23 protein-coding genes, 1 tRNA gene and 1 pseudogene are annotated in these 25808 nt (G+C 40.2%); 15 read left to right on the top strand and 10 right to left on the bottom strand.

The window, feature by feature from the left end; all coding sequences use genetic code 11:
• Positions 1–5: 5 nt before the first annotated feature.
• The 5 genes from RQ359_RS02450 to RQ359_RS02430 all read left to right on the top strand — a co-directional run bounded on the left by RQ359_RS02450 (position 6) and on the right by RQ359_RS02430 (position 6965).
• Positions 6–1265, top strand: a complete 1260-nt coding sequence (locus tag RQ359_RS02450) for a sugar phosphate nucleotidyltransferase (RefSeq protein WP_156016157.1) — start codon at positions 6–8, stop codon at positions 1263–1265.
• Positions 1266–3119 (top strand): glycoside hydrolase family 15 protein, encoded by a 1854-nt coding sequence (locus tag RQ359_RS02445; protein ID WP_156016158.1) that lies wholly within the window; start codon positions 1266–1268, stop codon positions 3117–3119.
• 9 nt (positions 3120–3128) lie between these two features.
• A complete protein-coding gene (locus RQ359_RS02440) occupies positions 3129–4964 on the top strand; it encodes an amylo-alpha-1,6-glucosidase (RefSeq protein WP_054838921.1) in 1836 nt (611 codons plus the stop codon).
• Positions 4965–5195: 231 nt separating this feature from the next.
• Positions 5196–6740, top strand: coding sequence for a sugar porter family MFS transporter (locus tag RQ359_RS02435; protein ID WP_457921232.1), 1545 nt, complete (start codon positions 5196–5198; stop codon positions 6738–6740).
• A 153-nt stretch (positions 6741–6893) separates the two neighbouring features.
• A tRNA-OTHER gene (locus RQ359_RS02430) sits at positions 6894–6965 on the top strand.
• 207 nt (positions 6966–7172) lie between these two features.
• Here RQ359_RS02430 and RQ359_RS02425 read toward each other — a convergent pair.
• Positions 7173–7748, bottom strand: coding sequence for a GNAT family N-acetyltransferase (locus RQ359_RS02425; RefSeq protein WP_156016160.1), 576 nt, complete (start codon positions 7746–7748; stop codon positions 7173–7175).
• A 252-nt stretch (positions 7749–8000) separates the two neighbouring features.
• Here RQ359_RS02425 and RQ359_RS02420 point away from each other — a divergent pair, with 252 nt between their 5' ends.
• Positions 8001–8627, top strand: a complete 627-nt coding sequence (locus tag RQ359_RS02420; RefSeq protein WP_156016161.1) for a hypothetical protein — start codon at positions 8001–8003, stop codon at positions 8625–8627.
• 650 nt (positions 8628–9277) lie between these two features.
• Here RQ359_RS02420 and RQ359_RS02415 read toward each other — a convergent pair.
• From RQ359_RS02415 to RQ359_RS02400, 4 genes are read right to left on the bottom strand one after another with little or no spacing between them, the layout of a single operon-like run.
• Positions 9278–9967 carry a DUF3834 domain-containing protein gene (locus RQ359_RS02415; RefSeq protein WP_156016162.1) on the bottom strand — a complete coding sequence of 230 codons (690 nt, stop codon included), beginning with the start codon at positions 9965–9967 and terminating at the stop codon, positions 9278–9280.
• A complete protein-coding gene (locus RQ359_RS02410) occupies positions 9964–10644 on the bottom strand; it encodes an ABC transporter ATP-binding protein (RefSeq protein ID WP_338116941.1) in 681 nt (226 codons plus the stop codon). Before RQ359_RS02410 ends, RQ359_RS02415 begins: the two co-directional genes overlap by 4 nt.
• Positions 10625–11620 (bottom strand): FecCD family ABC transporter permease, encoded by a 996-nt coding sequence (locus RQ359_RS02405; protein ID WP_054838069.1) that lies wholly within the window; start codon positions 11618–11620, stop codon positions 10625–10627. Before RQ359_RS02405 ends, RQ359_RS02410 begins: the two co-directional genes overlap by 20 nt.
• Entirely contained in the window at positions 11598–12644 is a 1047-nt protein-coding gene (locus RQ359_RS02400) for an ABC transporter substrate-binding protein (protein ID WP_156016163.1), read from the bottom strand. Before RQ359_RS02400 ends, RQ359_RS02405 begins: the two co-directional genes overlap by 23 nt.
• A gap of 58 nt (positions 12645–12702) precedes the next feature.
• Between RQ359_RS02400 and RQ359_RS02395 the strand changes: the two genes are divergently transcribed.
• Positions 12703–13932, top strand: coding sequence for an amidohydrolase family protein (locus tag RQ359_RS02395; RefSeq protein WP_054838175.1), 1230 nt, complete (start codon positions 12703–12705; stop codon positions 13930–13932).
• Here RQ359_RS02395 and RQ359_RS02390 read toward each other — a convergent pair.
• From RQ359_RS02390 to RQ359_RS02370, 5 genes are all read right to left on the bottom strand, one after another.
• The gene (locus RQ359_RS02390) at positions 13929–14273 is read right to left on the bottom strand and encodes a hypothetical protein (protein WP_054838072.1); all 345 of its coding nucleotides are present in this window, start codon (positions 14271–14273) and stop codon (positions 13929–13931) included. The two genes, RQ359_RS02395 and RQ359_RS02390, sit on opposite strands and share 4 nt — an antisense overlap.
• Positions 14274–14455: 182 nt before the next feature.
• The gene (gene tatC, locus RQ359_RS02385; protein ID WP_054838073.1) at positions 14456–15319 is read right to left on the bottom strand and encodes a twin-arginine translocase subunit TatC; all 864 of its coding nucleotides are present in this window, start codon (positions 15317–15319) and stop codon (positions 14456–14458) included.
• Complete coding sequence (locus tag RQ359_RS02380; protein WP_054838074.1) at positions 15300–15581, bottom strand: twin-arginine translocase TatA/TatE family subunit; 282 nt, start codon at positions 15579–15581, stop codon at positions 15300–15302. The genes tatC and RQ359_RS02380 overlap by 20 nt, the downstream gene beginning before the upstream one ends.
• A gap of 116 nt (positions 15582–15697) precedes the next feature.
• Positions 15698–15994 carry a twin-arginine translocase TatA/TatE family subunit gene (locus RQ359_RS02375; protein ID WP_054838075.1) on the bottom strand — a complete coding sequence of 99 codons (297 nt, stop codon included), beginning with the start codon at positions 15992–15994 and terminating at the stop codon, positions 15698–15700.
• A gap of 123 nt (positions 15995–16117) precedes the next feature.
• Positions 16118–16744: an HAD family hydrolase gene (locus RQ359_RS02370; RefSeq protein WP_054838076.1), complete on the bottom strand. Its 627-nt coding sequence runs from the start codon at positions 16742–16744 to the stop codon at positions 16118–16120.
• Between the two features lie 71 nt (positions 16745–16815).
• Here RQ359_RS02370 and RQ359_RS02365 point away from each other — a divergent pair, with 71 nt between their 5' ends.
• The 8 genes and pseudogenes from RQ359_RS02365 (at position 16816) to RQ359_RS02330 (ending at position 25549) form a co-directional block, all read left to right on the top strand.
• Positions 16816–18225 carry an MFS transporter gene (locus tag RQ359_RS02365; protein ID WP_156016164.1) on the top strand — a complete coding sequence of 470 codons (1410 nt, stop codon included), beginning with the start codon at positions 16816–16818 and terminating at the stop codon, positions 18223–18225.
• A complete protein-coding gene (locus tag RQ359_RS02360) occupies positions 18225–19742 on the top strand; it encodes a M61 family metallopeptidase (RefSeq protein WP_156016165.1) in 1518 nt (505 codons plus the stop codon). The genes RQ359_RS02365 and RQ359_RS02360 overlap by 1 nt, the downstream gene beginning before the upstream one ends.
• Positions 19742–21154, top strand: coding sequence for an elongator complex protein 3 (locus tag RQ359_RS02355; protein ID WP_156016166.1), 1413 nt, complete (start codon positions 19742–19744; stop codon positions 21152–21154). The genes RQ359_RS02360 and RQ359_RS02355 overlap by 1 nt, the downstream gene beginning before the upstream one ends.
• A 123-nt stretch (positions 21155–21277) precedes the next feature.
• On the top strand, positions 21278–21589 hold the full coding sequence (locus RQ359_RS02350) for a 4Fe-4S dicluster domain-containing protein (RefSeq protein WP_054838077.1): 312 nt from the start codon (positions 21278–21280) through the stop codon (positions 21587–21589).
• 3 nt (positions 21590–21592) lie between these two features.
• A complete protein-coding gene (locus tag RQ359_RS02345; protein WP_054838078.1) occupies positions 21593–22165 on the top strand; it encodes a class I SAM-dependent methyltransferase in 573 nt (190 codons plus the stop codon).
• Positions 22166–22188: 23 nt separating this feature from the next.
• Entirely contained in the window at positions 22189–22761 is a 573-nt protein-coding gene (locus tag RQ359_RS02340) for an alpha/beta hydrolase family protein (protein WP_054838079.1), read from the top strand.
• 40 nt (positions 22762–22801) lie between these two features.
• Positions 22802–24136: a DEAD/DEAH box helicase family protein gene (locus tag RQ359_RS02335; RefSeq protein WP_157042940.1), complete on the top strand. Its 1335-nt coding sequence runs from the start codon at positions 22802–22804 to the stop codon at positions 24134–24136.
• A pseudogene (locus RQ359_RS02330) lies at positions 24123–25549 on the top strand (DUF790 family protein). The gene RQ359_RS02335 and the pseudogene RQ359_RS02330 overlap by 14 nt, the downstream one beginning before the upstream one ends.
• Positions 25550–25808: the final 259 nt, after the last annotated feature.

The raw sequence follows: 25808 nt of genomic DNA, 5'->3' as shown, positions 1-25808 counted from the left end.
TAATCATGAACTGGAACCTTTACGACGTAAAGGTCATAGTGCCAATAGGAGGCGAAGCCACAAGGCTTAGACCACTAACTGTAGAAACGTCTAAAGCTACAGTCAGATTACTCAATAGACCTTTAATAGAGTTCCCCGTGGCAGAGTTAGCCATGCAGGGCTTAAAGGAGTTCATCTTTGGGGTTAAAGGTTACATAAACTATAGGTCACTGTTTGATACTTTCAAGGAGGGGGTAGGGTTCTCAGCTAGGCATAGAATAAAGCCACGAGTTCATTTCAAGTACCAGCCTAGGGTTGATAGCATAGGTAACGCAGACTCGGTTAGAATAAACATGGAATATTATAAGATCCAGGAGCCGGTGCTCGTAATACAAGGGGACAACATTTTCAGGCTTGATGTGAGGAAGGCTTTAGAATATCACGACAAGAAGGAAGCAATGATGACCATAATCCTCAAAAAATGGGAAGACGTCAGAGAGTTCGGCGTGGCAGATCTAGACAAGGAAATGAGGATAAAGCGTTTTGTGGAGAAGCCTAAGAGACCAGAGGATGCACCTTCCAATCTAATCAACACGGGAATTTACATTCTATCTCCCGAGATTAGAAAGGTGTTTAAGAGCGACAAGATGTTGGAGATGTTGAAACAAGGCAAAATGGACTTCGGTAATGATGTCATACCCTACATGATAGATAGGGGTTACCCCGTTTACGGTTACGTAACGGAGGATTTGTGGTTTGACGTTGGTACTCCAGATAGATACCTTGATGCGATGATTACCTTACTCAGGGAATTACCTGATAAGGAAATAGAAGGAATGAGAATAGATAAGGATAGAAGGATTTTCGTTCAGGGAACAAGTCCAGATTCAGTTAGAAGAAGGAATATAATCAGGAATAAATACAGAAAGGGAAAGATATCCATAGAAGGTAATGTTCTAATAGGAAGACATTGCCAAGTAAATGAAGGTTCGCATGTGGAAAATTCTACAATAGACAACTTCACCATCCTAGGTAAAGGTGTAAAGGTCATCAATTCCTCTGTAATGGATAGGGTGTTTCTAGGCGACGGCACTATTGTGGAGAATTCCATTATAGGAAGGCATGTGGAAGTGAGGTCGTCCCTCGGCAAGCCAGTGAAGATAATAAATAGCGTCATAGGGGACGATGTAGTTATAATGGCAGGAGTAGAGCTAATAAGGTCTAGGGTTTACCCACACAAAATAGTTAATGAAGGTAGCAAGATGAATGATACGGTGCTAACGTGAATGAGGGTAGCTAGCCTGGGGAATGGTAACCTTCTCGTAAACGTTGATGAAAAGGGAAGAATAATAGACCTTTATTACCCTTACGTCGGAATGGAGAATCAGACCTCTGGAGAACCAGTAAGGATGGCCGTTTTCAGCGAGGGCGTTACCAGCATAGATGATGAATGGAAAGTAGACGTAGGTTATCTTGACTCAACTAACATGATCGAGGTTAAGCAGAACTTAGAAAAAATGAAACTTTCTCTCTTGACCTATTACTTTCTGGACAATGAAGAGAATACACTTTATGCTCTGATAAAGGTATTCAATGGTACAAATAAGAAGAGGGATGTTAAGCTATTCTTCATTAATAATTTCAATTTGTACTCCTCTCCATTTGGTGATACTGGATTTTATGACCCGATCACCCAATCTGTGATACATTATAAGGCAAAGAGGTACATAGGCGTGAAGCTGTTCTCCACCTCCTCCTTTACGGAGGAATATCAAATCTCGAAGGGAGACCTAATGTACGACGTTTATGATGGCAAATTGGATGGAGGAACAATAGCCAACGGTGACGTAAACTCCGCGGTTGCTGTGAACCTGACCATAGACGCGGGAAGTTTCTCCAAGGCTTACTTCACCTTGTCGTTCTCCAGGGGATTGGAGGAGCTTAGAAGGATGCTCAGGAAGGTAAACTTCGCCCAAGTGGAAACTTCCTTCACCCTTAGCTACATGTTCTGGAAAAATTGGCTCTCAAAGAGTTCATTTAAGTTTAACGACGATAAACTGAGGAAGCTTTACAACATTAGTCTCCTCACCGTGAGGAATCACATGGATGCTAGGGGTAGTATGATAGCCTCGTCTGATTACTCCTTTGTTAAGGTTTACGCGGACTCCTATCAATACTGCTGGCCAAGGGATTGTGCGTATGGAGCTTATGCACTAGAAGTTTCAGGCTATAGAGACCTTGTAAATAGACACCTCAAGTTCGCTGAGTGCCTTCCAAGTAGTGAAGGATTCCTTTATCATAAGTATAACCCTGATGGCACGCTTGCCAGTTCGTGGCATCCTTGGGTAATGGACGGCAAGCCCATTTATCCTATACAAGAGGACGAGACAGCGTTACCGATCTGGTTAATGGGTGCCCATTTTAAGAATGGAGAAGACATTGATGAAATAGAGAAACCTTATAAGAAGTTTGTGAAGGGTTCCATGAAGTTCCTTATGGATTACATGGAGGAGGGCTTACCAAGACCTTCATTTGATCTATGGGAGGAAAGATATGGCGTTCATACGTTCACTGTAGCCACAGTTTACGGAGCTCTTCAAAACGGAGCCATAATGGCTAGAGCAATGGGAGATGAAGTATTAGCTGAGGACGCCATAGAGGTTGCAACTTCGCTTAAGGAAGTTGCAATGAAGAAAATGGTTTACAATGGAAGGTTTATACGGAGGATCGATGAGAAGGGAGAGAAGGACTTAATAGTTGACGCAAGCATGTACGCCCCTTACTTCTTTGGCATGGTTAAGCCAGACGACCCTGTCATGATGAAGACAATTCAGGAAATCGAGGGTAAGCTTAACGTAAACGGGGGAATCATAAGGTATGAGAACGATTTCTACCAAAGGAGAAAGAAACAGCCAAACCCTTGGATAATAACTACCCTCTGGGTTGCGGAGTATTACGCTGATCTGGGAAAGATTGATAAGGCAATGGAGTACATAAACTGGGCTTCTAGGAAGGCAATTGCTTCTGGCTTGTTACCGGAACAGATAGATCCTGAAACTGACGAACCGACGTCTGTGACACCTCTGGTCTGGTCCCACGCCGAGTACATAATAGCTATTAACAAGGTAATGAAAGTTTAATAGTTAGCAATGATCCTCCCCGACGATTGCGAAGACAAAGAATGGGTTATTCCCACAAGGACGGGAGGGTATTCTTCCTCCACCGTTTGCGGGGTAAATTCCAGAACTTACCACGGCTTCCTTATTGTACCTCAGAATTCTCCCCACTTCAGGTTTCTCGTGCTTTCGAAGTTTGAGGATTTCCTTAGAGTTGGAAGGGAAGAGATACCCCTGAATACGAATCACTATCTAGGAGGATTCTTTCCTGACGGATATAAGTTCATAACTCGTTTTGAAAGAGGAAGGAACTATGTTAAGTGGTATTATCAATACGGAACTATTGACGTAGAAAAGACTCTCGTCGTAAATCAGTTCTATAACTCCGTTGATGTGACGTACAGGACAACCAAGGGGTCCTTCAGGATATGTCCACTGATCACATACAGAAGCCATCACCTAACTTGGAAGAACAGACAAGGTTTCTTTGTCATGGAAACGCAAGGAAACAGGATCAATATACTTTTCGAGAACAAGCCTATTCTCTCTTTTGAGATAGACGGAGAGAACAGAGTCGAACCTACTGGTTATTGGTACTATAATTTCATGTACAAACTTGACAAGGAAAACGGCTCCAACTTTGAGGAGGATCTTTACAATCCTTTCTGTATCTATTCTCTAGACAGTCATATAACCATTCACGCCTACAGTGGCGAGAAGCCTGCAACGTCTCCACCTAAAGGTTTACACAGGGATCCAGTGAAGTTAATAGGCGAAAACGGGCTGGACTTCCTAGTTAAGGGAAATAGAGGATGGGCTATAATTGCAGGGTATCACTGGTTCGATGAGTGGGGAAGAGACACATTTATCTCCATGGAAGGAATTTTGCTCATGAATAACGAGACCGAAGCTGTGTTACAGATATTGAGAAGGTATTTCTCTCTAGAGGAAAAAGGAATGTTACCGAACGGCTACATAGACTACAACGGAGAGCCAATTTACAGAGGAGTGGACGTATCATTATGGGGGATAAATGCGGTCTACAAGTATTTCTTATATACTCATGATAAGGACGCTGTGAAAGAGCTCTTCCCTGTCATGCAAGACATTGTGGAGTGGTATGACAAGGGAAATGGGATCGTTTATAATAAGGGGGGGATTATATTCCATCGTGGTGCACCAAGAACTTGGATGGACGCACAGTACGACGGTGTTGTGGTTACTCCTAGGGAAGGGGCTGCGGTTGAAGTTAACGCACTTTGGTATAACGCTCTAAAGGTGATGGACTACCTTTCTAACGTAACTGGACTGAGTGACGATAGATACGGCAAAATGGCTGAAGAGACGAAGAGGTCCTTCGTTTCCACGTTCGAAGGCGAGAGGTTCCTTTACGACGTTGTCGATTGGGATGGAAAGCCTGACAGATCATTGAGACCTAATCAGATATTTGCAGTTTCCCTTCCTTTTCCCGTTGTGGAAGGGGACTTAGCTAAGAAGGTAGTTAATACAGTGGAGGATTCGTTGTTTAGACCTTACGGGTTAAGTTCCTTATCTAGAGAATCTCCGCAGTATAAGCCGGTCTACAAAGGAGATAGGGCGTCTAGAGATAACGCTTACCATAACGGACCAATATGGCCTTGGTTATTGGGAAGCTTCATAGACGCTAAGGTTAGACTTGAAACTAATCAGATCGTGTTAAAGCTACTCATAGACCAGTTAAGACCATTGATGTCATTGGCTGAAAAGAACGGCGGGTATTTGCCAGAAATATTTGATGACGTTCCACCTTATAAGTCAAGGGGTTGTATGGCTCAAGCTTGGAGTAACGCCGAGGTTTACAGAGGGATCACCAAATTAATCAATTTATAGGACCAAGTGATTATGTCAGACTTTACATAAAAATGGTCTTTCTCGAAATGGAGATATTTCACTTTAATTTGAAGCGAAAATTCTTAGCAGATTTCTTTCTTTTTCTATATATATAATATTTGTGTTTTTATGTTTTTAAGAATTAAGTTTTACTTCGAATACACATTCATTACTATTCTGTTTTTCTGTAGCCAATATTATCATTTTTTTTAAGAGTTTAACAAAAATAAATTGTTTAATTTGAATGATATAATCATAAAAAAGTATAAGTTATCTACAACAGTTAAAGTAAATAAAAACGAGTTTAAATATGCTAAAACAAAATATGAAAGTATGGCACAACCTAAGGAGAAGGATGCAATAATTGAGAAACTGGATTCTCAATCTACTAGTTCTCTTTATTGGAGCCTAACCATCTTAGCTACAATAGGAGGCTTCCTCTTCGGTTATGATACTGCAAACATAGGCTCGGCTTTAGATCTAATGGGAAGCGTCTTCCCTGGTCTTTCATCTCCTTTAGTTGAGGGATATCTAGTTGCAGGAGCTTCCTTAGGAGCTGCAGTTGGTGCCATAATAGCAGGTCCAATAACAGACAGATTTGGTAGGAAGTCAATGCTGATCATTGATGCCGCTATATATGCTATAGGGGCAATAATTTCAGCATTGACTATTAACGTACCAATGATTCTAATTGCTAGGACTTTCATAGGACTAGCTATTGGAGCTGACTCTGGAATAGCTACGGCTTACATAGCGGAATATGCACCCAAGTCTAAGAGGGGATCCTTGTCTATTCTGCAGCAATGGATGATTACAATAGGAATATTAGCTGCATATTTGGTTGGTCTGGCTACGCTTTATCTACTTCCTTCCTTCGCTTACTCCATTGATTGGAGGATCATGTTAGGAGTAGCTGCTATTCCAGCTTTCATAGGTTTAGCTTTCAGGTTTAGAATGCCAGAGTCCCCAAGATGGTTAATACAGAACGGAAAATTCTCAAAGCTGAAGAAAGATCTTGCAAAGCTAGGTATAAACGTATCTGAGGACGATCTAAAGAGCATAAAATTACCGAAGGAGAAAGTAAAGAGCAAAGTAACCCCTGGCATAAAGAGGGCACTCTTAATAGCCGGCTTGTTCATGGTATTTCAACAGATAACTGGGATAAATATTCCATTCTACTATGGTCCTACTATACTTTCAAAGTTCTTCTCAGGTAGCGGTGCATTATCCTCCATTGAAGCAGGAATAATGGCAACTACTGTTCTAGCTATAATTAACGTAGCATCAACATACATAGGTTTCAAGTACATTGATTCATATGGCAGAAAGGCAATTGCAAGGCTTGGATACGCGGGAATGGCTGTTTTCATGGCATTGGGTATAGCAACTTTCTTCACGACTACGGGCATTGTTAAAACCATAGGTTTAATGGTAGCTTTCTCAGGATTCATAGTGTTCTTCGCCTTTGGTGTAGGAGGAACCGGTTGGCTAATTCAGGTCGAGTACTTCCCAACAGAGTTCAGAGGAAGGATGGCTGCAACTGTGGCATTCATCGATTGGATGGCGAATTTCGCAATTACTGAAATATTCCCCGTGATGGATTCGAGCGTTGGGTTGGGAGTTAGTATGGGAGTATTCGCCGTGCTTTCTATAATGGCAGTAGCATTCGTTATGACATCAATGCCTGAAACAAAGGGACTTTCCGTAGAGGAAATTGCTGAGATGTTCGATAAGAAGGCAAAACATGTAGAAAGTGAAGAGACTAGCAGATCGTAAAGAGATGTATTTTTTTCCTCATTTTCTTTATTACCTCTAGTCTTTCTTTATCTATCCCTTCTTTTTTTCTTATTGTATAGAGGTAAAGTGTGTTTATTACCTTCTATCTTCAGGTTAGATTTAAATAAATGATGTGAAATAGTGATTTTAGATGCCGTGGTAGTCTAGTGGCCTAGGATGGGGGCTGTCGAGCCCCTGACCCGGGTTCAAATCCCGGCCGCGGCGCTATTTTACGTTTTTCCTTTATCATTTCTTGAAAAAATTGATCGTGACTCAGCATCCCAGGAGATAAACGTAGTTCATGTCTTTGGTAAAGATAATGATAATATCATAAAGTAAACAAGAGAAGACTATAATATCCCGAAGCAGAGGCCAATAAGATACAGCAAAAGATTTAGTGTGAAAAAATATTCAACATATAAAAATAACGCATCAATGTATGGTTAACGAGAATTTCTCCAATTGTCTCTTAACTTCGTTCACTACCTTTTCTGTTCGTGACCTATAGAATATTAAGTCTATGAATTTTTTCTCCTTCACAGACCACATAAAGGAGTCCACTTCGCAATCTCTGTTGAAACCTAGATTTTGAAGCAATCTCTGAGACCTAATATTTCTACTGTCAACCCATGCAGTTAGTATTTTAACGTCAACAGCTCGTAGGAGTTCATTGAAAATTACGTAAATTAATCCCTTACCTCTAAAGTCCTTTCTCACAGCATAAGCTATTTCTCCTACGTGAAATTGCCTTTCCATTCCAAAGTATTTGCCCTTAATTAATTGAATGAAACCTACTACTTGATTAGTCTGTGCTAAGATCATAGTGGTCTGGTTCCCCCAACTTTTAGACCATTCCAATATCTTGTCCTTGTCTATTTTGCTGTATCGCGTTAGAGTATAATTGTCTTCATCATTGGACAAAGATGATATAAAATCTAAGTATTCATTTACATTCTCATTAGTGGCATTTATGATTTCGACTATATTTCCATTAATTTCAACTTTCATTGAAGTTATTTTACTTTACTGAATTTAAAATTACCGATTATTTCAATGTTAGCTATTGGATGCTAGGAACGCAAAATGGCATTAATGCTTATGCTAATTTCAATAACCTGCCAGTGAACCACGCACCCGGTTCTTTTGTAAGCTTAATAACTAATCCCCAACAAGACATCGCAATACCTAGTAACAGTTTTAGCGTGTTCTTAGGTCCCTAACGAAAATCTTTATAAGTCAACATTTTTTTATTGATTGTTTATGAAGAAGCTATTTTTAATATTTTTAATAGCTTTGTCGGCAATAATTCTAAGTTTAGGGGCATACCTCCATTCAATAGACCACCCTATAGCGCAGTACGTCGCAACTCCACAAATGTCACCACCGCCAGCTAAGACAGTGCTTTATATTGTGTATACTCAACCCAACGGCTCCAACACTACGTATAGTGTGTATACTCACTCCAACACTACGTATATTGTGTATACTCACCCCAACACTACGTGTAGTGTGTATACTCACTCCAACACTACGTATATTGTGTATACTTACCCCAACGGCTCCAAAATTACGTATATTGTGTATACTTACCCCAACGGCTCCAACACTACTGCAATACAAGGAAAAATACAAGATTTAAAAATAGGATGTATCACACTGTTTAATAAATGTATCCCACTCCCACCGCCTTGGTACGCTAGCTTGTGGCCTGAAGTTCTGATAGCGGGTTTTGCGGTTCTGTTTGGAACTCTTCTTGCCTTCTTCAAGACCCATAGCTATAAGGATCTCTACCACGGTCTTAAAGCGCTTTACAGGAAGTGGCATAATTACGAATTTGGGTCAGAAGAGGAAAGCCATTTCAAAGTACACAAATCCGATGAAGACTAATTTAAGGTTAAGAAAAAGTAAAATTCTTTTCAATAGTTCTCATATATAAATGTGATATGTTTTTCTTCATCTCATGAAGAGGACTATCTTCTTTTCCTTATTCTTACTTGCTGTATCGCGTTAGAGTATAATTGTCTTCATCATTGGACAAAGATAATATAAAATCTAAGTATTCATTTACATTCTCATTAGTGGCATTTATGATTTCGACTATATTTCCATTAATTTCAACTTTCATTGAAGTTATTTTACTTTACTGAATTTAAAGCTTGAGGATAGCCCTTAGGGAGTTTTGTCTAGCTTCTTTGACTTAACTTCTTCAATTATTAGTAACTAAAGTATTAGTAACTAACTCTAGTAAGATGTTAAGTTATCTAAATCAGCTTCCTCCATTTCATAAAACTTATAATTGCCAATTCTGGAAAATGCTATTTATATGCTAAGTCATAATTGGGAATAGTATATAAGACATTTTTAAACCAAAACAATGCAATCGTTATATAGATATTAATTACAAACTTTTCATTTTAACTCTAGCTTATAATTATAATTAACCTAAAGTAGCTAGAGTTATTGTAGAAGTTTTGCCTAAATCATGTATAAAGCTAACGAGTTCACACATAAGGTATCTAGAGCGTTGTGGGATTATACTATATTATTCTTATCTTAATAACCGACGTCTCAACCTTGGAGTATACTTCTAACGCTTTTTTCAAATCTTGAGTATTTTCCGTCCTTTTGTGGTTATAGAACGAGATTATCTTCCTCATAGTGTCCTTTTCGTAATACTTGGATTTCTCTGAGATTACCGAAGATGCTAGGTCTGGCTCTTCCCTCATAATTCTGATTCCCTCGTCGTAAATCTTCAGGAGGTTCTCGTCTTCTTCTTTAAAGGCAATAAAACAAGAAGGTACTAAAATACCCATTCTCTGAAACTCTTCCTCTAGTGGTTCTCCTAATGCTACTTCGTTTCCTACTATACCTGCAAATCCTTTCTTTGACATTCTAAGTACTTCCTCTGGGGTTGCATTTACTACTTCCTTCCCCATGTGTAACGCTAATAATCTAGCGTTGTAATCAGCCAAGGTCCCTTTCCTTACAGTGTATATCTTTTGAGACCTCTTATCACCTATGATTGAATACATTCTAATGTAGACTCCCGACTTCACGGTATATCCATGAGCCTTCCATATGTTAGTTATTGAATCTAGAACTATGTTCCCCAGTTCAGTATCTTGACAGGAATTAGATAGCTTGTAATCTTTCATGATACCTCTATCCTCAGCTACGAGAAGAGGGAACGAGATGGGTCCCGCGAAGGGAGCTGAGACTTTTTTCATATATCTATTAATTCCTTCACGAATATTACTCTTTCACCCAAGGATATTCTCTTGACCTTAACGTCATAAAGAGAAGACACCTTCTCCTCAGTTAGTATCATGGAGGGTTCCCCTTGATCAATCACCCTCCCGTTTTTTATCAAAATCACTTGTCTAGCTAAAGTGGCGAGCTCCACGTCGTGAGAGGTTGCTATCACTACTTTTTCACTGTCCCTCATCATTTTCATAACCTTAACCTGATTCCTTGCGTCTAGATTAGATAAAGGCTCGTCCATTATCACTGTGTCACCCTCTGCGAAAGCCTTCAATATCAATATCATCCTCTTCTCGCCCGAGCTTAAGGTCGAGAATTGTCTGAGCTCGTATCTCTCCATTCCTCCTAGTTTAAGATATTCAATGTAATGATCTCTCTTGAGGTTAGTTCCAGACATCATAACGTCTATTACCCTCATGGGAGATGGAAAGAACTCTGCTGGAGAGTATCCCATTTTCCCTTTAACTTCTATCTTACCTTGGGATTTTATCATACCTATTATTGAACGTAAAAGCGTAGTCTTCCCTGAGCCGTTTGGTCCAAGGATGACGTTTAAACCTTTTACGAAAGTTACACTAACGTCATTTAAGATTCTCTTGCCTTGAAGATCAACGTTTAATCCCTTAATCAGCGTTAGAACCACCCCTCCTTAATATTGAAGTTATCACTGGCACTGCAATCAAGGAAGTGACTGCAGTTAAAGGTATGGAAAAGCCCAAAGCTCCCCTTGAGATTACATTAGATAAAAGCAGAATTGAGCTTCCTAACAAAGAAACTGGAAGCACAAGAGAGGAAGTTGACCTTCCTCCTATGATTCCCCTTACTATATGAGGGCTAATTACTCCCAGGAAGCCTATTATTCCACCTATTGAAACGTCTATGCTAACAACTGCACTCACCAAGCCTATTATAAGGAATCTGTAACGTCTAGGATTTATACCCTTGCTTAAGGATACCTCGTCGCTCAAGGTTAAAACGTCTATTTTCCTTCCCAGCGTGTATGTAAAATAGGAAAGTATTAAAGTGGCATTTATCAGGATCATCGTATCGGTCCAACTGACATCGTCTATTTCCCCAAATAGGAAGAACAGAAGGGAAGGTACTTGAGGAGTAACCTTTGAAATTGCTAACTCCCCTACTATAATCAGTGCGGAGAAAAGGTAGGATATTACAATTCCTCCAATTACAAGGGAGTAAGTGTCTCCCTTCTTACTTATCGCAAGTGTAAGCAAGGTTGCAATCATAGAGAAAAAGAATGCTAAGAAAGGAGAAATCTCCTCAACAAGAAGGACGGGGAAGCTGAACGCTAGAAGAACGTACGAAAGCACAGCACCGAAGCCAGCTCCAGAAGCCGTCCCGCTCACGTATGGGTCCATTACGGGATTTCTGAGGAGCATTTGTAATACGAGCCCGCTTAGTGCCAAGTCAGCTCCTATCATTGATGTAGATATGGTAGTAGGTATCCTTATAGAATAAATAATGAAAGAGTAAGGACTCATCTCAAAGAGGGAAGGAGAAATATAAACTGCACCTAGAACTAAGGATGCAAAGGCTGAAACTCCCTCTAGTATAAATAAAAGGAGAACGAAAACTACTTCAGAAAACTGGTAACGTTGCATTGAGCTCACTCTCTACCCAAGTCTGGTTTATTACCTTGGGAGCAGTTCCTTCCATGATATCGTGGAATATCTCTATGCCGTATACTGATAGTGGTGCTGGCTCATTTATTATGGAGACTGGCAGGCCCTGGTCTAAGATGTAGATTCTATCTTGCTTAAATGCGGTCACGTTATGCAGAGCGGGATATTGATTCAGCATAGATTCAATCATATGTTGCGTGTAAGATGCGTTATACATCTCAGCAAATACAATTACATCTGGATTGTCTTCTATAAGCTGAGATATATGATCCAACGGATATCCAGACTGAGAGGCGAAAACATTAGTTGCGCCTGCATGATACATTATGTTAGTTATGAAGGTATTTCCTCCTACCGTATAGAAAGTGTAATCTTGACAGAGGAACAGAACGTAAGCCATGGAGCCCAATGTTTGATTGGAGGAAAACTGATCTACCTTTTCATTCATCCATGAAACTACTTTTTCTCCATGAGGTACCATATTAAATACCGTAGCTGTGGTCATAACGTCATCCTCTATTTGGTGGAAGTTTACGTCTAAGTCACCTCTTACGAAAAAAGTTTTCAGGTCTGCGCTCTCAAGTTTGTTGTAATCTGATCCCTCAAGACCTGCATCAGCGACCACTATTGAGGGATTAATCAGCTTGACTCCAGTTACGTTCAAAGGATATATGTTAGTTATTACGTGAGCGTTTTTAATCAGAGACGTTTGGTTCAATTCGGTCAATAGTTGATACGAATAACAGTCAACTCCGATAATGTACTTACCTAGTCCCAAAGACACTAATATTTGGGTATCACTAGGAGCTAGGCTAACTATCCTGCTTGGGAATTGACTTATTTCAACCTCTTGTCCCAATCCGTCCTTAACCAAAATTGGGTAATATTCTCCTTTCTCCACATAGTTTGCAACGTGGAAGCTGGAGGATAACTCCATTATGCCTAACGTTGCAGATATCCCTATTATCACGAACATAACTGCTAGGACTGCCCTAAATTCCATGGAGTTGGATAGCCTATCCAGTTATAAAAGCTTTTTCTTTTACGCGTTACTTCAACATATGAAAATTAAGAATGCAGTTTTAATTGACGGAAAGAAAGTAGAGATAAACGTAGAGGAAGGTAAATTCACTTGTGTGAGGGACCAATGTCCTCCACAAGGTGAAGTATTAGATGCGCAAGGACGTCTGGTAATCCCACCCTTCTTCAACATGCACTTCCATCTTGATAGTGTCTTTATCGGAGGAGAAAATGAAAGCGGTACCCTTTGGGAGGGTATAGAGAAGTGGAGGGAAATGAAGCAAAAAACAACAGAGGAAGATGTGGAGAGGAGGGCATACACTGCGTTAAAGTTAATGTTGTCTCAAGGAACCCTTTGGGTTAGATCCCACGTTGATGTGACAGAAAGATCGCTTAAGCTATTGAGAGCTTTGATGAAAGTCAAGGAGGAGTTCAAGGGCTTAGTTGATGTTCAGCTCACCGCGTTCCCCCAGGATGGAGTATTCACTGATAAGGGCAACGATGAGATTCTCAGGAAGTCATTAGACTACGTAGATAACGTGGGTATGATACCCCATGCCGAGATAACCAGAGAAGATGGAGTAAGATCAGTGGAGTTTGCTTTCCGATTAGCTAGGGAGAGAAACATGGATATTGACGGACATGTGGATGAAACCGATGATCCAAACTCCAGGTTTTTGGAGGCGGTAGTTAAGTACACTAGGGAATACAAATGGGAAGGAAGAGTAACTGCGGGTCATGTAACTGCAATGCATAGCTGGGATCAAAATTACGTTAGAAGGATACTTCCAAAAGTAGCTGAGTCAGGCGTGACGGTGATTGCTAATCCCTTAATTAATGTTATGTTGCAGGGAAGAATGGACGGATATCCTAAGAGGAGAGGGATGGCACCACTCAAGCTTATGAAGTCCTTTGGCGTCAACGTAGCTCTGGGACAAGATTGCATCATGGATCCTTGGTATCCCCTTGGATCTGGAAATATGTTACAGCCGCTCTTCATGGCAATTCATCTAGATCAGATGAATTGGAGGGAAATTAGGGAAAGCCTATCCTTTATTACATATAACGCTGCAAGGGCGTGGAGGACCTCGTACGGTATAGAGGAAGGTAAACCAGCTAACCTTCTTCTAACAAACGCCGAATTTCCTGAAGATCTACTTAGGTTCATGGAACCTCCTAGGTTTGTTATAAGGGAAGGTGAAGTGGTAGCTAGGGATGGAAAGGAAGTGAAGATTAAAGGGAAGTGGGAAGAGGTAAAAAGGAGACCTTAACCCTTCAAGAGTAAGATATGATATCTTATACAGTCCATATATCTATTATGATTGTCGTTTTTACTTAATGTTATATAGTTAATTACGTTCTTATCTGAAAGTAACCTTTCGGCATATTCACGAGTTAGATCACTTCTTTTCAAGAGCCCCGTAATATCTGGGACGATTACGCTTTCTTGATCGTTATTAATGGAGCTCAAGTAATTCTGTGTTTTAATCTTCCAATCTTTCACGGTTCTCCATACATCCTCACAAGAAATATTTAGAGTTTTAGCAATAAAAATTGCAGACTTGTTTCTACATCTCCAATATGCTATTTTCCTTTCCAATTCCTTGTTCATTTCGTTATGTAAATGATATGATTAAACTTAAACGGATTCCTCCTTATGTTAAAATTTTGTGTTTAGTGATAACTTAAAATCAAGCGCAAAAAGAACATTAACTAGAATAAAGAAATAAGTATCTCCGAATCTGATGCTATTGTTGCATCAGAAAAATTATTAGTGTTTTATAAAAAAGATTTTTACTTGAGCCTACTTTGTAATTCCCTTAATTCTTTCTCCTTCTTTTTACTCTGGTTTCTTTCAATTAAGTATGCTCCTGCAACTCCCACAAAGAAGAGAGCAGATAAAATGAGACCTATAACAGTCTCAATTACTCCTCCTGTAGTTCCAGGGGAAATTATCCAAGCTATAATGAAAGCTCCTAAAACACCCCATCTCCAGTTCTTCTTCCAAGTTGAAGCTTTAACAGCGCCTATATAGGTTAAGACGTCCATGACTAAGGGGAATTCAAAAGAAATTCCGGTGACGAAAAGCATGGTCATTATTAAACTGATGAACGACTTCAAACCTAGGGTAGGTAGTACTGATCCTCCGAACTCATTAACGTAAAGTATTACGAACCTTAACATAAAGGGTATGAGTACAAAATAAGCAAAAGAAGCACCAGCAGCGAAAAGAATGAACGAGGGAGCTAGAAACCATTTTATAACTCTTTTCTCCCTTTCATAAAGTCCAGGAGAAACGAATGCCCATATCTCCCTCACTATGATGGGCATAGTGAAGAACGTGGCAAGAAACATGGAAATGGTAATAGACGAAAATATTGGATCAAATGGATTTATTGGTAATAGCTTCATTTGTTTAGGCAACTCATCATATATGAACACTCTCGTTAATTCAACAGATACACTATCAAATATGCTTGGATATAGTATAGGAAAAGTGAACCCGTCCCAGGTGATATCCTTTATTCCGAATCCGAAAAATATGAAGAAGGCTATACCCAGAGATATAACTATCCTCCTAACTCTATACATTAACTCCTTTAGATGATCAAGAAGGGGAGTTTCCTTTTGTTTTTCTTCATTCTTCGTTGCTGCCATTCTTCAACCTCTCCAGCTCATCCTGGAGCTCCTTGATTCTTTTCTCAAGATCTTGAACTGTGCTTTTTACGTCTTGGTCAGGCTCTTCAAGGGATTTGTCTATTTCCCTTTTTAGCTCTTCACTGAATTGCCTCTGAACGTTCTTCATCTCGTTTATAGTCTTACCTACATCTCTTGCTACCTTGTGAGGATTCTTAACACCTCCTAATAATAATATTCCAACTACGACTACTACTATTAAATCATCTAGATTTCCCAGCATTTTACCTCCCCTAACATTTTTCGAAAATAAACAATAAAAATAATATATTTACACATATATTATTAATCTTTCATACTATTCTTGCATGTGATTTTCCCACATGCTGTTAATGTATATTATTGACCTTGGTTCTGCTTCTTTAGCTGATCTAATTGATCTTGAAGTTGTTTTATTTGCCTTTCTAGATCCTCTTTAGATATCTGATTCTGGTTGTTCTGTACGTTAACGTTAGGATTCTGCTTAGACTTTAATATTTCCTCTGCCTCTAGTTCAGATTCTAGTTTTCCCTTCTTAAATTCTCCAGTTGCTTTTCCTAAAGACCTGAAGAACTCAGGAATCTTAGTTGAGCCGAAAAGTACCAATACAGCCACTACAACAACTATTAAAACATCTGTTGGAACAGCTAGTCCCAAAATGTTACACCTGATAGCTTGTTCTCGTAAAAGTTAATAAGTTTTCACTCATTATTTATGAAAAACTACTCTAAATGCTGTTAAAATAAAATAAAATTATTAAATAACAAAAGATATTATTTTTTATATTCTGCTCGTAGTCATCAAGTCACAAAGGGAGTCTATCTCATGGTAAATAAAAGAAGATAGTAACTCCTTATTTAGAGGAACGTCACCCCTGAGCAAAAATGACTTGTTAAGTCCTGCTGAATTGTAAGCAATTATGTCGTAGGCTGTATCGCCTATGCCTATCACGTTGGTAGGTTTTACTTTCATGATATTAAGGGCCTTTAGAACCGGCTCTGGATGTGGCTTTCCCATGTTAACATCGTCGTTTGTAACTAACGTGTGTGGAGATATCTCTATAATTCTTAGGACTTCCTCCGCTGATATCCTCTTAGACGAAGTAACAACTGCAACCTTGATTCCATTATCCTTCAATTTATTTACTAATTCCTTAGCACATTCAGTTGGTTTAGCTTCCTCCTTTATAAGCGAATTGTATATTTCGGTTTTCAACGAGGCTAAAGTGTCAGCTCTATCTTCACCTATTAGAATCTTTGCTATGTCAATTGTCTTTCTGCCCAGAAGTATAGTGATGTCAAAGGTTGGTTTTTCGCCAATTCTATTCAGGGCTATTTCCCATGCCTTCTTGTGAAGTAAAGCCGTGTTAGCGAGAGTGCCATCTAGATCGAAAATTACTCCCTCCATTAAAATGCTAAGTGAGATTAGGAATAAAAGTTCGCATAACTACATATTAAGTATTAACTCAAGTTTTTAAAATGTTAGTATTTACTAAGTTTGTGTTCGATGAAATAGATAACAGGGGAATTAGTAAGTTTCAAGTTAAGAGCGTCTTAGTAGGAGGAGCTGGAGTCTTAGCGGATGGATACAACTTGTATTCAGTGTCAATTACAGCGTTCCTCATTCAGAAGTATCTGAACCTTTCCTCTATAGAGCTAGGTGCAGTGATAGCTGGAACCTATTACGGTGCTGTGATAGGCTCGCTTCTTTTGGGCTTTCTTTCAGATAAGTTAGGTAGAAAAGCTCTTTACGGCATAGATGTAACCCTCATGACAATAGGGGAAATATCTCAATTCTTCGTTGGAAACTTTGATCAGCTATTCTTAACTAGAGCATTAATAGGACTAGGAGTTGGGGCGGATTACGTTTTATCTCCTGTGATAGTGTCAGAGAACTCCAATGCGAAAGATAGAGGTAAATTGATGGTTATAACTTTCGCCTTTATGTGGGGTATTGGCGCAGTACTTTCTGCGTTCTCTTATCAGGTTCTATCCTATCTCGGAATTAATGGATCCATTCTGTGGAGGCTAGTCCTTTCATTGGGGGCAATCCCCACAGCGGCGGTAATCGTTTTTAGGAGGAAAATTACTGAGACCGTCAGGTTTGCTTCCAGAGTTAGATCAGATCCAAGGGAACTGGAGAGGATAAAGTCTGAGACTGGCTTCAAGGTAGAAACTATGGTTGATAGAAATCCTTCATCGTTCTGGTTCAAGAGAAGCTTAGTCGTTATAATTTTCTCTTCACTGTTATGGTTACTTTACGACATGTACTCATCTACCTTCAGCCTTTACGGGCCCATTACAATAGCCTCAAATCTAGGATTGACACCGGTGGAGTTCGTGTATGCTGCACAATTCATAGCAGGAATACCGGGGCAAATAGTTTGCATTTTCTTAATAGACAAGATAGGGAGGAGAAAGATGATAACAATAGGTTACGCCGGAGTTGCATTATGGTTAGGAATGTACGCTATCCTTCTGACTCGACCATCTGTTTTCGGTATATCAAACATAAGTAAAACTCTGGTCGGAGAGGCTGCCCTTCTTGGATTCACATTTTACCTCTTAAATTATTTCTCCTCAGCACTTGGTCCAGCGTCTGTAATAGGCTCAGCAATGATAACCCCGGAGCTAGTACCTACCAAGATAAGAGGAAGGGCACAGTCAATCTCCGTCGCAGTAGATAGGCTAGCCTCAGCCTTAAGCATAACAAGTTTTCCTCTTTTACTATCAAGCTTCGGACTAGGAGTGTTAGTGGGAGTTTACTCCACAATAGCTCTTGTCTCTTCAATCATTGCATTGAAGCTCATACCTGAAGCAAAAGGTAGATCGTTGGAGGAAGTAAGCGGTGAGGAAAGTATTAAGAGGGAACAAGAACATGTCTCATAATGTACTTTAAAGTAAAGCCCTCACATAGGTACATAAAAGTTGAAGCCGAAGGCGTAGAAGGAAATGTTACTTTCCCGGTTTGGCTGCCTGGCTCCTACATTCTTAGGGAACTTGAGAGAAACGTAGTTCAGATTGAAGGATACAGGATATCCAAGAACAAGTTCAATGTAAGGGAAAAGTTCTCATATAAGGTTTATGCTATGAGTAACGATCAAAGGGAGGCCGTATCGACTAGCGACTACCTTTTCATTAACGGACCAGCAGTCTTTCCTTTCCAACTCTTCGACGAAGAATACTGCGTTGAGTTTTCCTTGCCAGAAGGGTGGAAACTTCATACAACGTTGAAGGAGAGAGGGGGAGCTTATTGCGCTGACAGCTATCACGAACTGGCGGACTCAAGTTTTCAGGCATCTCCTTACTTGAAAGAATATGAAATCGACGAAGGGCACTCGATTTCTACCATAGACGAGTTAAACGACGATCTGATAGAGAGAGTAAGGAAGGTGGTAAAGGATGAGGACAAAATTATTAATTCTGTGAACCATTCAATCACGTCGCATAAATACCTCTTTTACTTTAGATTTTCCACCTTACCTAAAGGTGGAATAGAGCATAGGGACTCTTCATCTATAGTTGCGTCGTGGAATGCAGACGTAAACTCCTTGACTACGCTCTTTGCACATGAATATTTCCACAGACTAAACGTTAAGTATCTCAAACCTAAGGACCTTGAATTGAACTATGAAAAGGAGAGTTATACTACCCTTTTATGGTTCGCCGAGGGAGTAACTGATTACATAGCCTACAAGTCTTCGTGGACCAGTAAAGCTATTCCCATTTCAGAGTTCCTTAAAAGGATAGCCAGTGCAATTTACCCTCTTACATTCAATGGAGGAGAAATGAGCCTATCTGAGTCGTCCCTCACTACGTGGATAAAATATTACAGGAGGGACGAGAACTTTCCCAACTCTGCGGTTTCTTATTACGACGGAGGTCTCCTGATGGGGCTCCTGATAGACCTTTCACTGTTCAAGGCTGGTTCAAAGATAGAGGATATATTTAAGGAAATACCGCGAGAATACACATTCCAAGACTTGGAGGAAGTTTTCACTGGGTATAACGTTGATTTAACCTTGGCAAATAGGCCTTCTAGAGAGATTGTGGAAGCTTTGAAGGACTTTATAAGCGTAGAGTTAACAGATAAAGGAAAGCCATTTCTAGGCTTAATCATGGACGGTGATACTGTAGCTTTCGTTGAGGACGGGTCTCCAGCGGATTTGTGTGGACTTTGTCCCAATGATAAGATTGTAAGCGTCAACGGGAAGGCTTCGGATTTAATCGCTAAGATGGATTCTAAAGAGCTATCTCTAACTATCTCAAGGGAAGGCAGACTGAAGGAACTGAAGTTGAAAATAGGACAGAGCCCAGGTCATAAGGTGAAAATTTCCCATAAGGACGTATCTAAGGCGTGGGCTGGAACTGATTTCTCATTTGAATTTGATTCTAAGGTGATGTAATGATTAGAAAGATGTCGAGACTGATGTCTGGAGTTACAATAGTTTCCATAATGACTCATCCGCATAGATGCCCTCACGGTAAGTGTATTTTTTGCCCTGGTGGTGTAGATTACGGAACTCCGCAGAGTTACTACGGAAGGGAACCAACCCTAATGAGAGCAATAGAAAATAATTATCATCCATATCTTCAGGTGAACTCTAGACTTTCACAATACGTGTCTCTAGGTCATGTACCAAGCAAGGTGGAGTTAATCATAATGGGGGGAACTTTCCTTTCTACTGACTTGGATTACCAGGAATGGTTTGTATCTCAAGCCATAGAGGCAATGAATAGGTTTCCTTCCAGGGAGAAGCCTGGTTTCGTCTACCTAGAAGACGCCCAGGAGAGAAATGAGACTTCTAGGGTTAGATGCGTCGGAATGACCGTGGAAACTAAGCCCGATTGGGGAAAGGAAGTTCATGCCAACATGGCACTGAAGCTCGGGGCAACCAAGGTAGAACTTGGAGTTCAAACTACCCACGATGAACTTTTATTAAAGAGCAACAGAGGACACACCACAAGAGACTCCGTTGAATCCACTAGAATATTGAAGGATTCGGGATTCAAGGTAGTTTATCACGTTATGTTAGGCATGCCAGGTTCTGATCCAGACAAGGATCTAGAGTCGTTCAAGGAAATAATGACAAACCATGATTTCATGCCTGACATGTTAAAAATATATCCAACTTTAGTAGTTGAGAGTTCTCCTTTAGCAGAGCTATGGAAAAAAGAGGAGTATCAACCATACGACAGTGACACTCTCGTTGATCTAATATCGGAAATGTATAGATATATACCGCCTTGGGTCAGAGTCATGAGAGTCCAAAGGGATATACCAGCTAACATAATTGTAGCTGGTAATAGGAAGGGAAACCTAAGGGAAATGGTAGAAAAGGAAGCTGAAAGAAAGGGAATAAACATCAAAGAAATAAGGTATAGGGAAGTGGGAGTATCCTTTATTCATGGCAGGGGGAAGTTAGAAGAGCCAGAGGTCGTAGTCAGGAAATATGAAGCTAGCAAAGGGATTGAAGTCTTCATTTCTCTAGAGGATTCCAAGGGAATATTGGTGGGTTACCTTAGATTGAGAATACCCTATAAGTCTCACAGAAAGGAGATTGACGATAAAACTTCCGTAGTTAGAGAACTTCACGTCTACGGTGCTGAGGTTCCAGTGGACGGAAGTCCTATAGTAGACGAAGCCTCCTTCCAGCATAAGGGTTACGGGAGAACTTTGTTGAATGAGGCTGAAAGGATCTCACTTGAGTTCGATAGGAAAAAGATAGCTGTTCTATCCGGCATAGGGGCTAGGGAATACTATAGGAGGCAGGGTTACTCTAAGGAAGGACCTTACATGTGCAAATCGTTATCGTAATGTTTAAACCATCATTTAATCTCCATCTGTTTTTTAATTCGGCAATCATTTTCAATAACACATTCTAGCCCTTTCACATAAGTCTTAAATATAGATCCACAAAAATCACATGGGTTAACCTATATGGGAATAGATCCGAACTACAGGTCCCTTCCTGTGGTCAAGGAGGAACAAGGTGTGAAGATATACGGCACATATGAGCCTCCCACAAAACTTGGAATTTGGGGGACTATTGTAGGTGTAGACTTCGACTTATGTATAGCAGACGGCTCATGCATAAACGCGTGTCCAGTTAACGTGTTTCAATGGTTAGACACACCCGGTCATCCGGCCTCAGAGAAGAAAGCCTTCCCGATAAACGAACAAGCTTGTATATTCTGCATGGCTTGTGTAAACGTGTGTCCAGTAGCAGCAGTAGACGTAAAGCCTCCATGAAACATGAACTGGGAGACTAAGAGAAAGCTTGTTGAAGCGTATAATAAGATAACATATAGAAGGAAACCCTTTTTAAGGATACTAGATTTTTCACCTGAACCTCCACTTCTTGACGTTGGATGCGGAGGAGGGCAGAACTGCAAAATTCTACGTGAAGTTATATGCCTAGACATATCTGTTAAACAACTAACAGACGCTCGGGAACATGGATGCAACTTTTTGGTGAACGCAGACATGGAGTTCCTCCCTTTCAGGGACGAATCATTTTCCACCTTGCTTTATATGGCTTCTCTACATCACTTGGATGACACGAAGACAGCTATCCATGAGGCTAAGAGAGTTCTCAAAGAAGGAGGAATGATCATGGCCACCATTTGGAGTTCCAACGTAAGAATGTCCTTCGTTAAATCAACTTCGTCTGGAGAGAGGTATTTCAGGCTTTATTATCCAGGAGAGCTGAAGGAGGAGATGGAGATATCAGGCTTCGAAACAATTCATGACGAGGAATTTGAAAGGCTATCTAACCTTAATGAATTTTATGTAGGAAGGAAACGTAGGGAGAGTAAGTCTATTTAATTGATTTCGGTTTCTTTAACAACATGAAATGTTTAGTTTTACATGGTAAAAACTCGTCTCCAGAGAAAATACGTTGGCTTACGGAACCCATTTCTAAGTTCGCTGAGGTAAATGCACCATACGTAGAGCAGGAGGTTGAAGAGATAGTCTTGCGTTTCAAGGACGATAGATATGAATGCGTAGCTGGGCATTCACGAGGTGGGACTGCAGCTCTCATCCTGGGGTCCTTGATGAAAGCAGAGTATGTCATAGCGGTTTCCTCTCCTACTGATAGGAATATGCAATTGGAATACCTTTCCATGTTTGAGGAAGGAACGGTACAAAGTCGTCTCTACAAGGATTTATCTGTACTTAAAAACCTAGACAAGACATCTCCAATAAATTACGCTAATCAATTAGTTAACTCTAAAGTATTGTTAATATATGGAGAAAAGGACGAGATCGTTCCTCTTGACCACGGAAGGAAAATGTGCGACATGTTGAAAGGAAACTCTTGTAATTTTGTCATAATACCAGGGATGAAGCACTCTCCTGCCGGACATCAGATAGGGGAGCTCTCAAAAGTCATAGAGGACTTTCTGGTATTACGGGTTTAGAGGGGGAATCGTTTATTTTCAATGATGTATAAATTCTCTAGTGGCTTACTTAAGGTATTCCAAAGGACTTTTGATGTCAGATATCTACGCTCCTCAACTCGAATGGAACGAGAGGGCAAAATGCTATATCGGATATGCGAAGAACTATCCCCTCGTTTTAAATTACTTTCAGGAATCAGAGATTGAATATAAAGACGACGTTCTAAACCTAGTTCCGTTTCCTAAAGTTAAAGAAGTAGAGAGCCTGAGGGACTATCAAAGGAAGGCTATAGAGGCGTGGTCTAAGAAAGGTAGAGGAATAGTTGTACTCCCAACGGGAGCTGGGAAGACCATGGTAGGTCTTGCTGCTATTTCTAAGACCAAGATCTCCACTTTGATAGTGGTACCAACAGTGGATTTACTATATCAATGGGCTAAATCCGTGGAGAACGTTCTGGGAACAAAACCCGGAATAATAGGCAACGGGGAGGACGATATAAGGGGAATAACTGTCATCACCTATGACTCTGCTTATACTAGGGCTGAGGGCTTAGGCAACAAGTTCGGCATGTTGATATTTGACGAGGTTCATCATTTGCCTTCGGAGGGGTATTCACAGATAGGGCTTCTCTTTGCTTCACCTTATAGGTTAGGACTCACAGCAACTCCGGAAAGGGAAGACGGTAGACATAGGGTTCTCCCCTCCTTGGTCGGTCCAGTTGTATTCAGAATGGACGTTAATCAGCTTAAAGGAAAGTATGTTTCAGACTTCGAGGTTAAGAGAATATATGTAGAATTAAAAGAGGAAGAGGTAGAACGTTACACTGAACTCAGGAAAAAGATGAACTCCTACCTTAGGAAGAAAAGGATCAAGATGTCTAGCTTAAAGGATTTCAGGAAGCTAGTTTACTTAGCCTCAAGGGAGAAGGAAGGTAGGGAGGCATTGTTGGCATGGCAGGAAGCTTTGAGGCTTGCAGTCAACTCTGAAAGCAAAATGAACAAACTGAGGGAAATCCTAAGCAACATGATTAACGATAAGGTGATAATCTTTACCAGGGATACGTTCATGGCTTATAAAATATCTAGAGAATTTCTCATCCCTGCAATTACGTATAAGACCCCCAAGGACGAAAGGGAGGACATCCTCAAGAGATTCAAGGAAGGAGAATACAAAGTCATTGTTACCAGTAGCGTGCTAGATGAAGGAGTTGACGTACCCGACGCGAACGTGGCTATAATGATGGCTGGGTACGGAACCAGAAGACAGTTTTTGCAAAGACTAGGTAGAATACTTAGGAAGAAGGAAGGAAAGAGCGCTTTGCTTATAGAGTTGGTCACTAAAAACACGTCAGATCACGGATTGAGCGTTAGGAGGAGGAAAAATGCTACAGTATGAGCTTGCTAGGTTTAAGGTTAAGGGAGAGGAAATCATACCTCTCTTTGCCAGACCAGATGAGGACGCGGCATATCACGTTATGGAGATCTTCAAGGAAGGCAAAAAGGTTTCAGAGATAGGCGAAGAAATTAAGATGCTATCTAAGGTTTACGATTATAAGCTAGTTAAGGGATTAGCCACGGTGATGCTTAGGCTTTGCGTTTTAGAGGGGAAGAAGGTTTCTTCGTTTTCTCCTACGGAATTAAGGAGGTTTCTTTTCAGCAAGGGTCCTGTGATAGACCACGAGGAAAGGGAGAGGATCTTGAGGGAGGCTCGGAGAAGTTCAAGGTTGACCCTATAGAATACATGTATTCTGACATGAAGGATGAAATGATTATATCCAAGGTTCCAAAGGTAACCCCTTATGAACTTGTGAGCAAGTACAATCTCAGCTTATTGCAAACCATATTGTTCAAAGCTTTTAGAATGAAGGTTCAAATAAAATCAGGATGGAAGGAAGTTATAAGACTTTCAAAGCTCTTAGGTCTAATGTATTACGCTTATAAGGACAACATTGTGGAGTTCATTGGACCTATGACCTTATTGAAGCTGAGCGAAAGATATGGAAGGAACTTAGCTCTTCTCTTGCCTGAAATAGTCAAGAATGATGGATGGAAAATAGAAGCTGAGGTTGTAGTTGGCTTAAAGAAGAGAATTTATAAGGTAAATATTGAAGATTTTCCTTTCGTAGATCGTAAGGCTCAAGACACAACCTTTGATAGCTCAGTGGAGGAAAACTTCTATAAAGATTTCAAGACGGTAGCGAAGGATTGGGAGATAGTCAGAGAGCCCGGTTACCTACTGGTGGAAGACGGTAGCGGAAGAGTAATGGTTCCAGACTTCGCAGTAAAGAAGGGAAAGTACTCCTTTTACATAGAAATAGTTGGATTTTGGACGAAGGAGTATCTTGAGGAAAAAGTTCACAAGCTCAAGAACGTAAAGGAGAAAGTACTGATACTCGTAGACGAGGAACTAGCAGGGGAGAAAATGAATTTCCCCGACATGATAACCTTCAAGAGGAAGGTCGACGTTACAAAGGTCTATAGGTGGCTCAACCAGAACTTGCCTAAACCCGCACTTGAGGAGATCGAGATAGAAGGAGATTACGTCAAATTGATGGACATTGCCAAGGAACAAGGAGCTACAATAAAGGAAGTGAAGTCGTTGGTTGAGAAGGAATATCCTGAATACGTAGTCCTGAAGACATTCGCAGTAAGGAAGTCTTTGTTTGAGGCAATGAGGAATGAGGACTTTAACGGCAAGGACGTTCAAGAGATAAAGAAAAAATATGGCGAGTTCGCCGAAGAGGCTATGGAATTTCTAGGTTACAAGGTAAAATATAAGGATCTATTTAATGCCGTAGTATGCAGGTAAGTTGTTTACATTTTATTCATATATGTCCTTGTTTAAAGAAGAGATATTTATTCAAGATAACCTATAACTGAGCTTAGAAATGTGTATTTTATTTATATGCATATATAATGTACAAAAATAATATAGTTGCTTCCATTTCCTTTTTCTTGTAAGAATATAAAGATATTTGAGAAGCTCTTCTTTTTCTTAAGATTATCAAAATGTTGAAAGACTCACCATGTCAATAAGAAATTCAGCTCTTAGAGGTATGAAGGTAAAG

The sequence above is a fragment of the Sulfuracidifex metallicus DSM 6482 = JCM 9184 genome (genome assembly GCA_032834875.1).
GTDB classification, from domain to species: Archaea; Thermoproteota; Thermoprotei_A; order Sulfolobales; family Sulfolobaceae; genus Sulfuracidifex; species Sulfuracidifex metallicus.
Note: the sequence above shows the minus strand (reverse complement) of the source record. Positions and strands in the feature narration are given on the sequence as shown.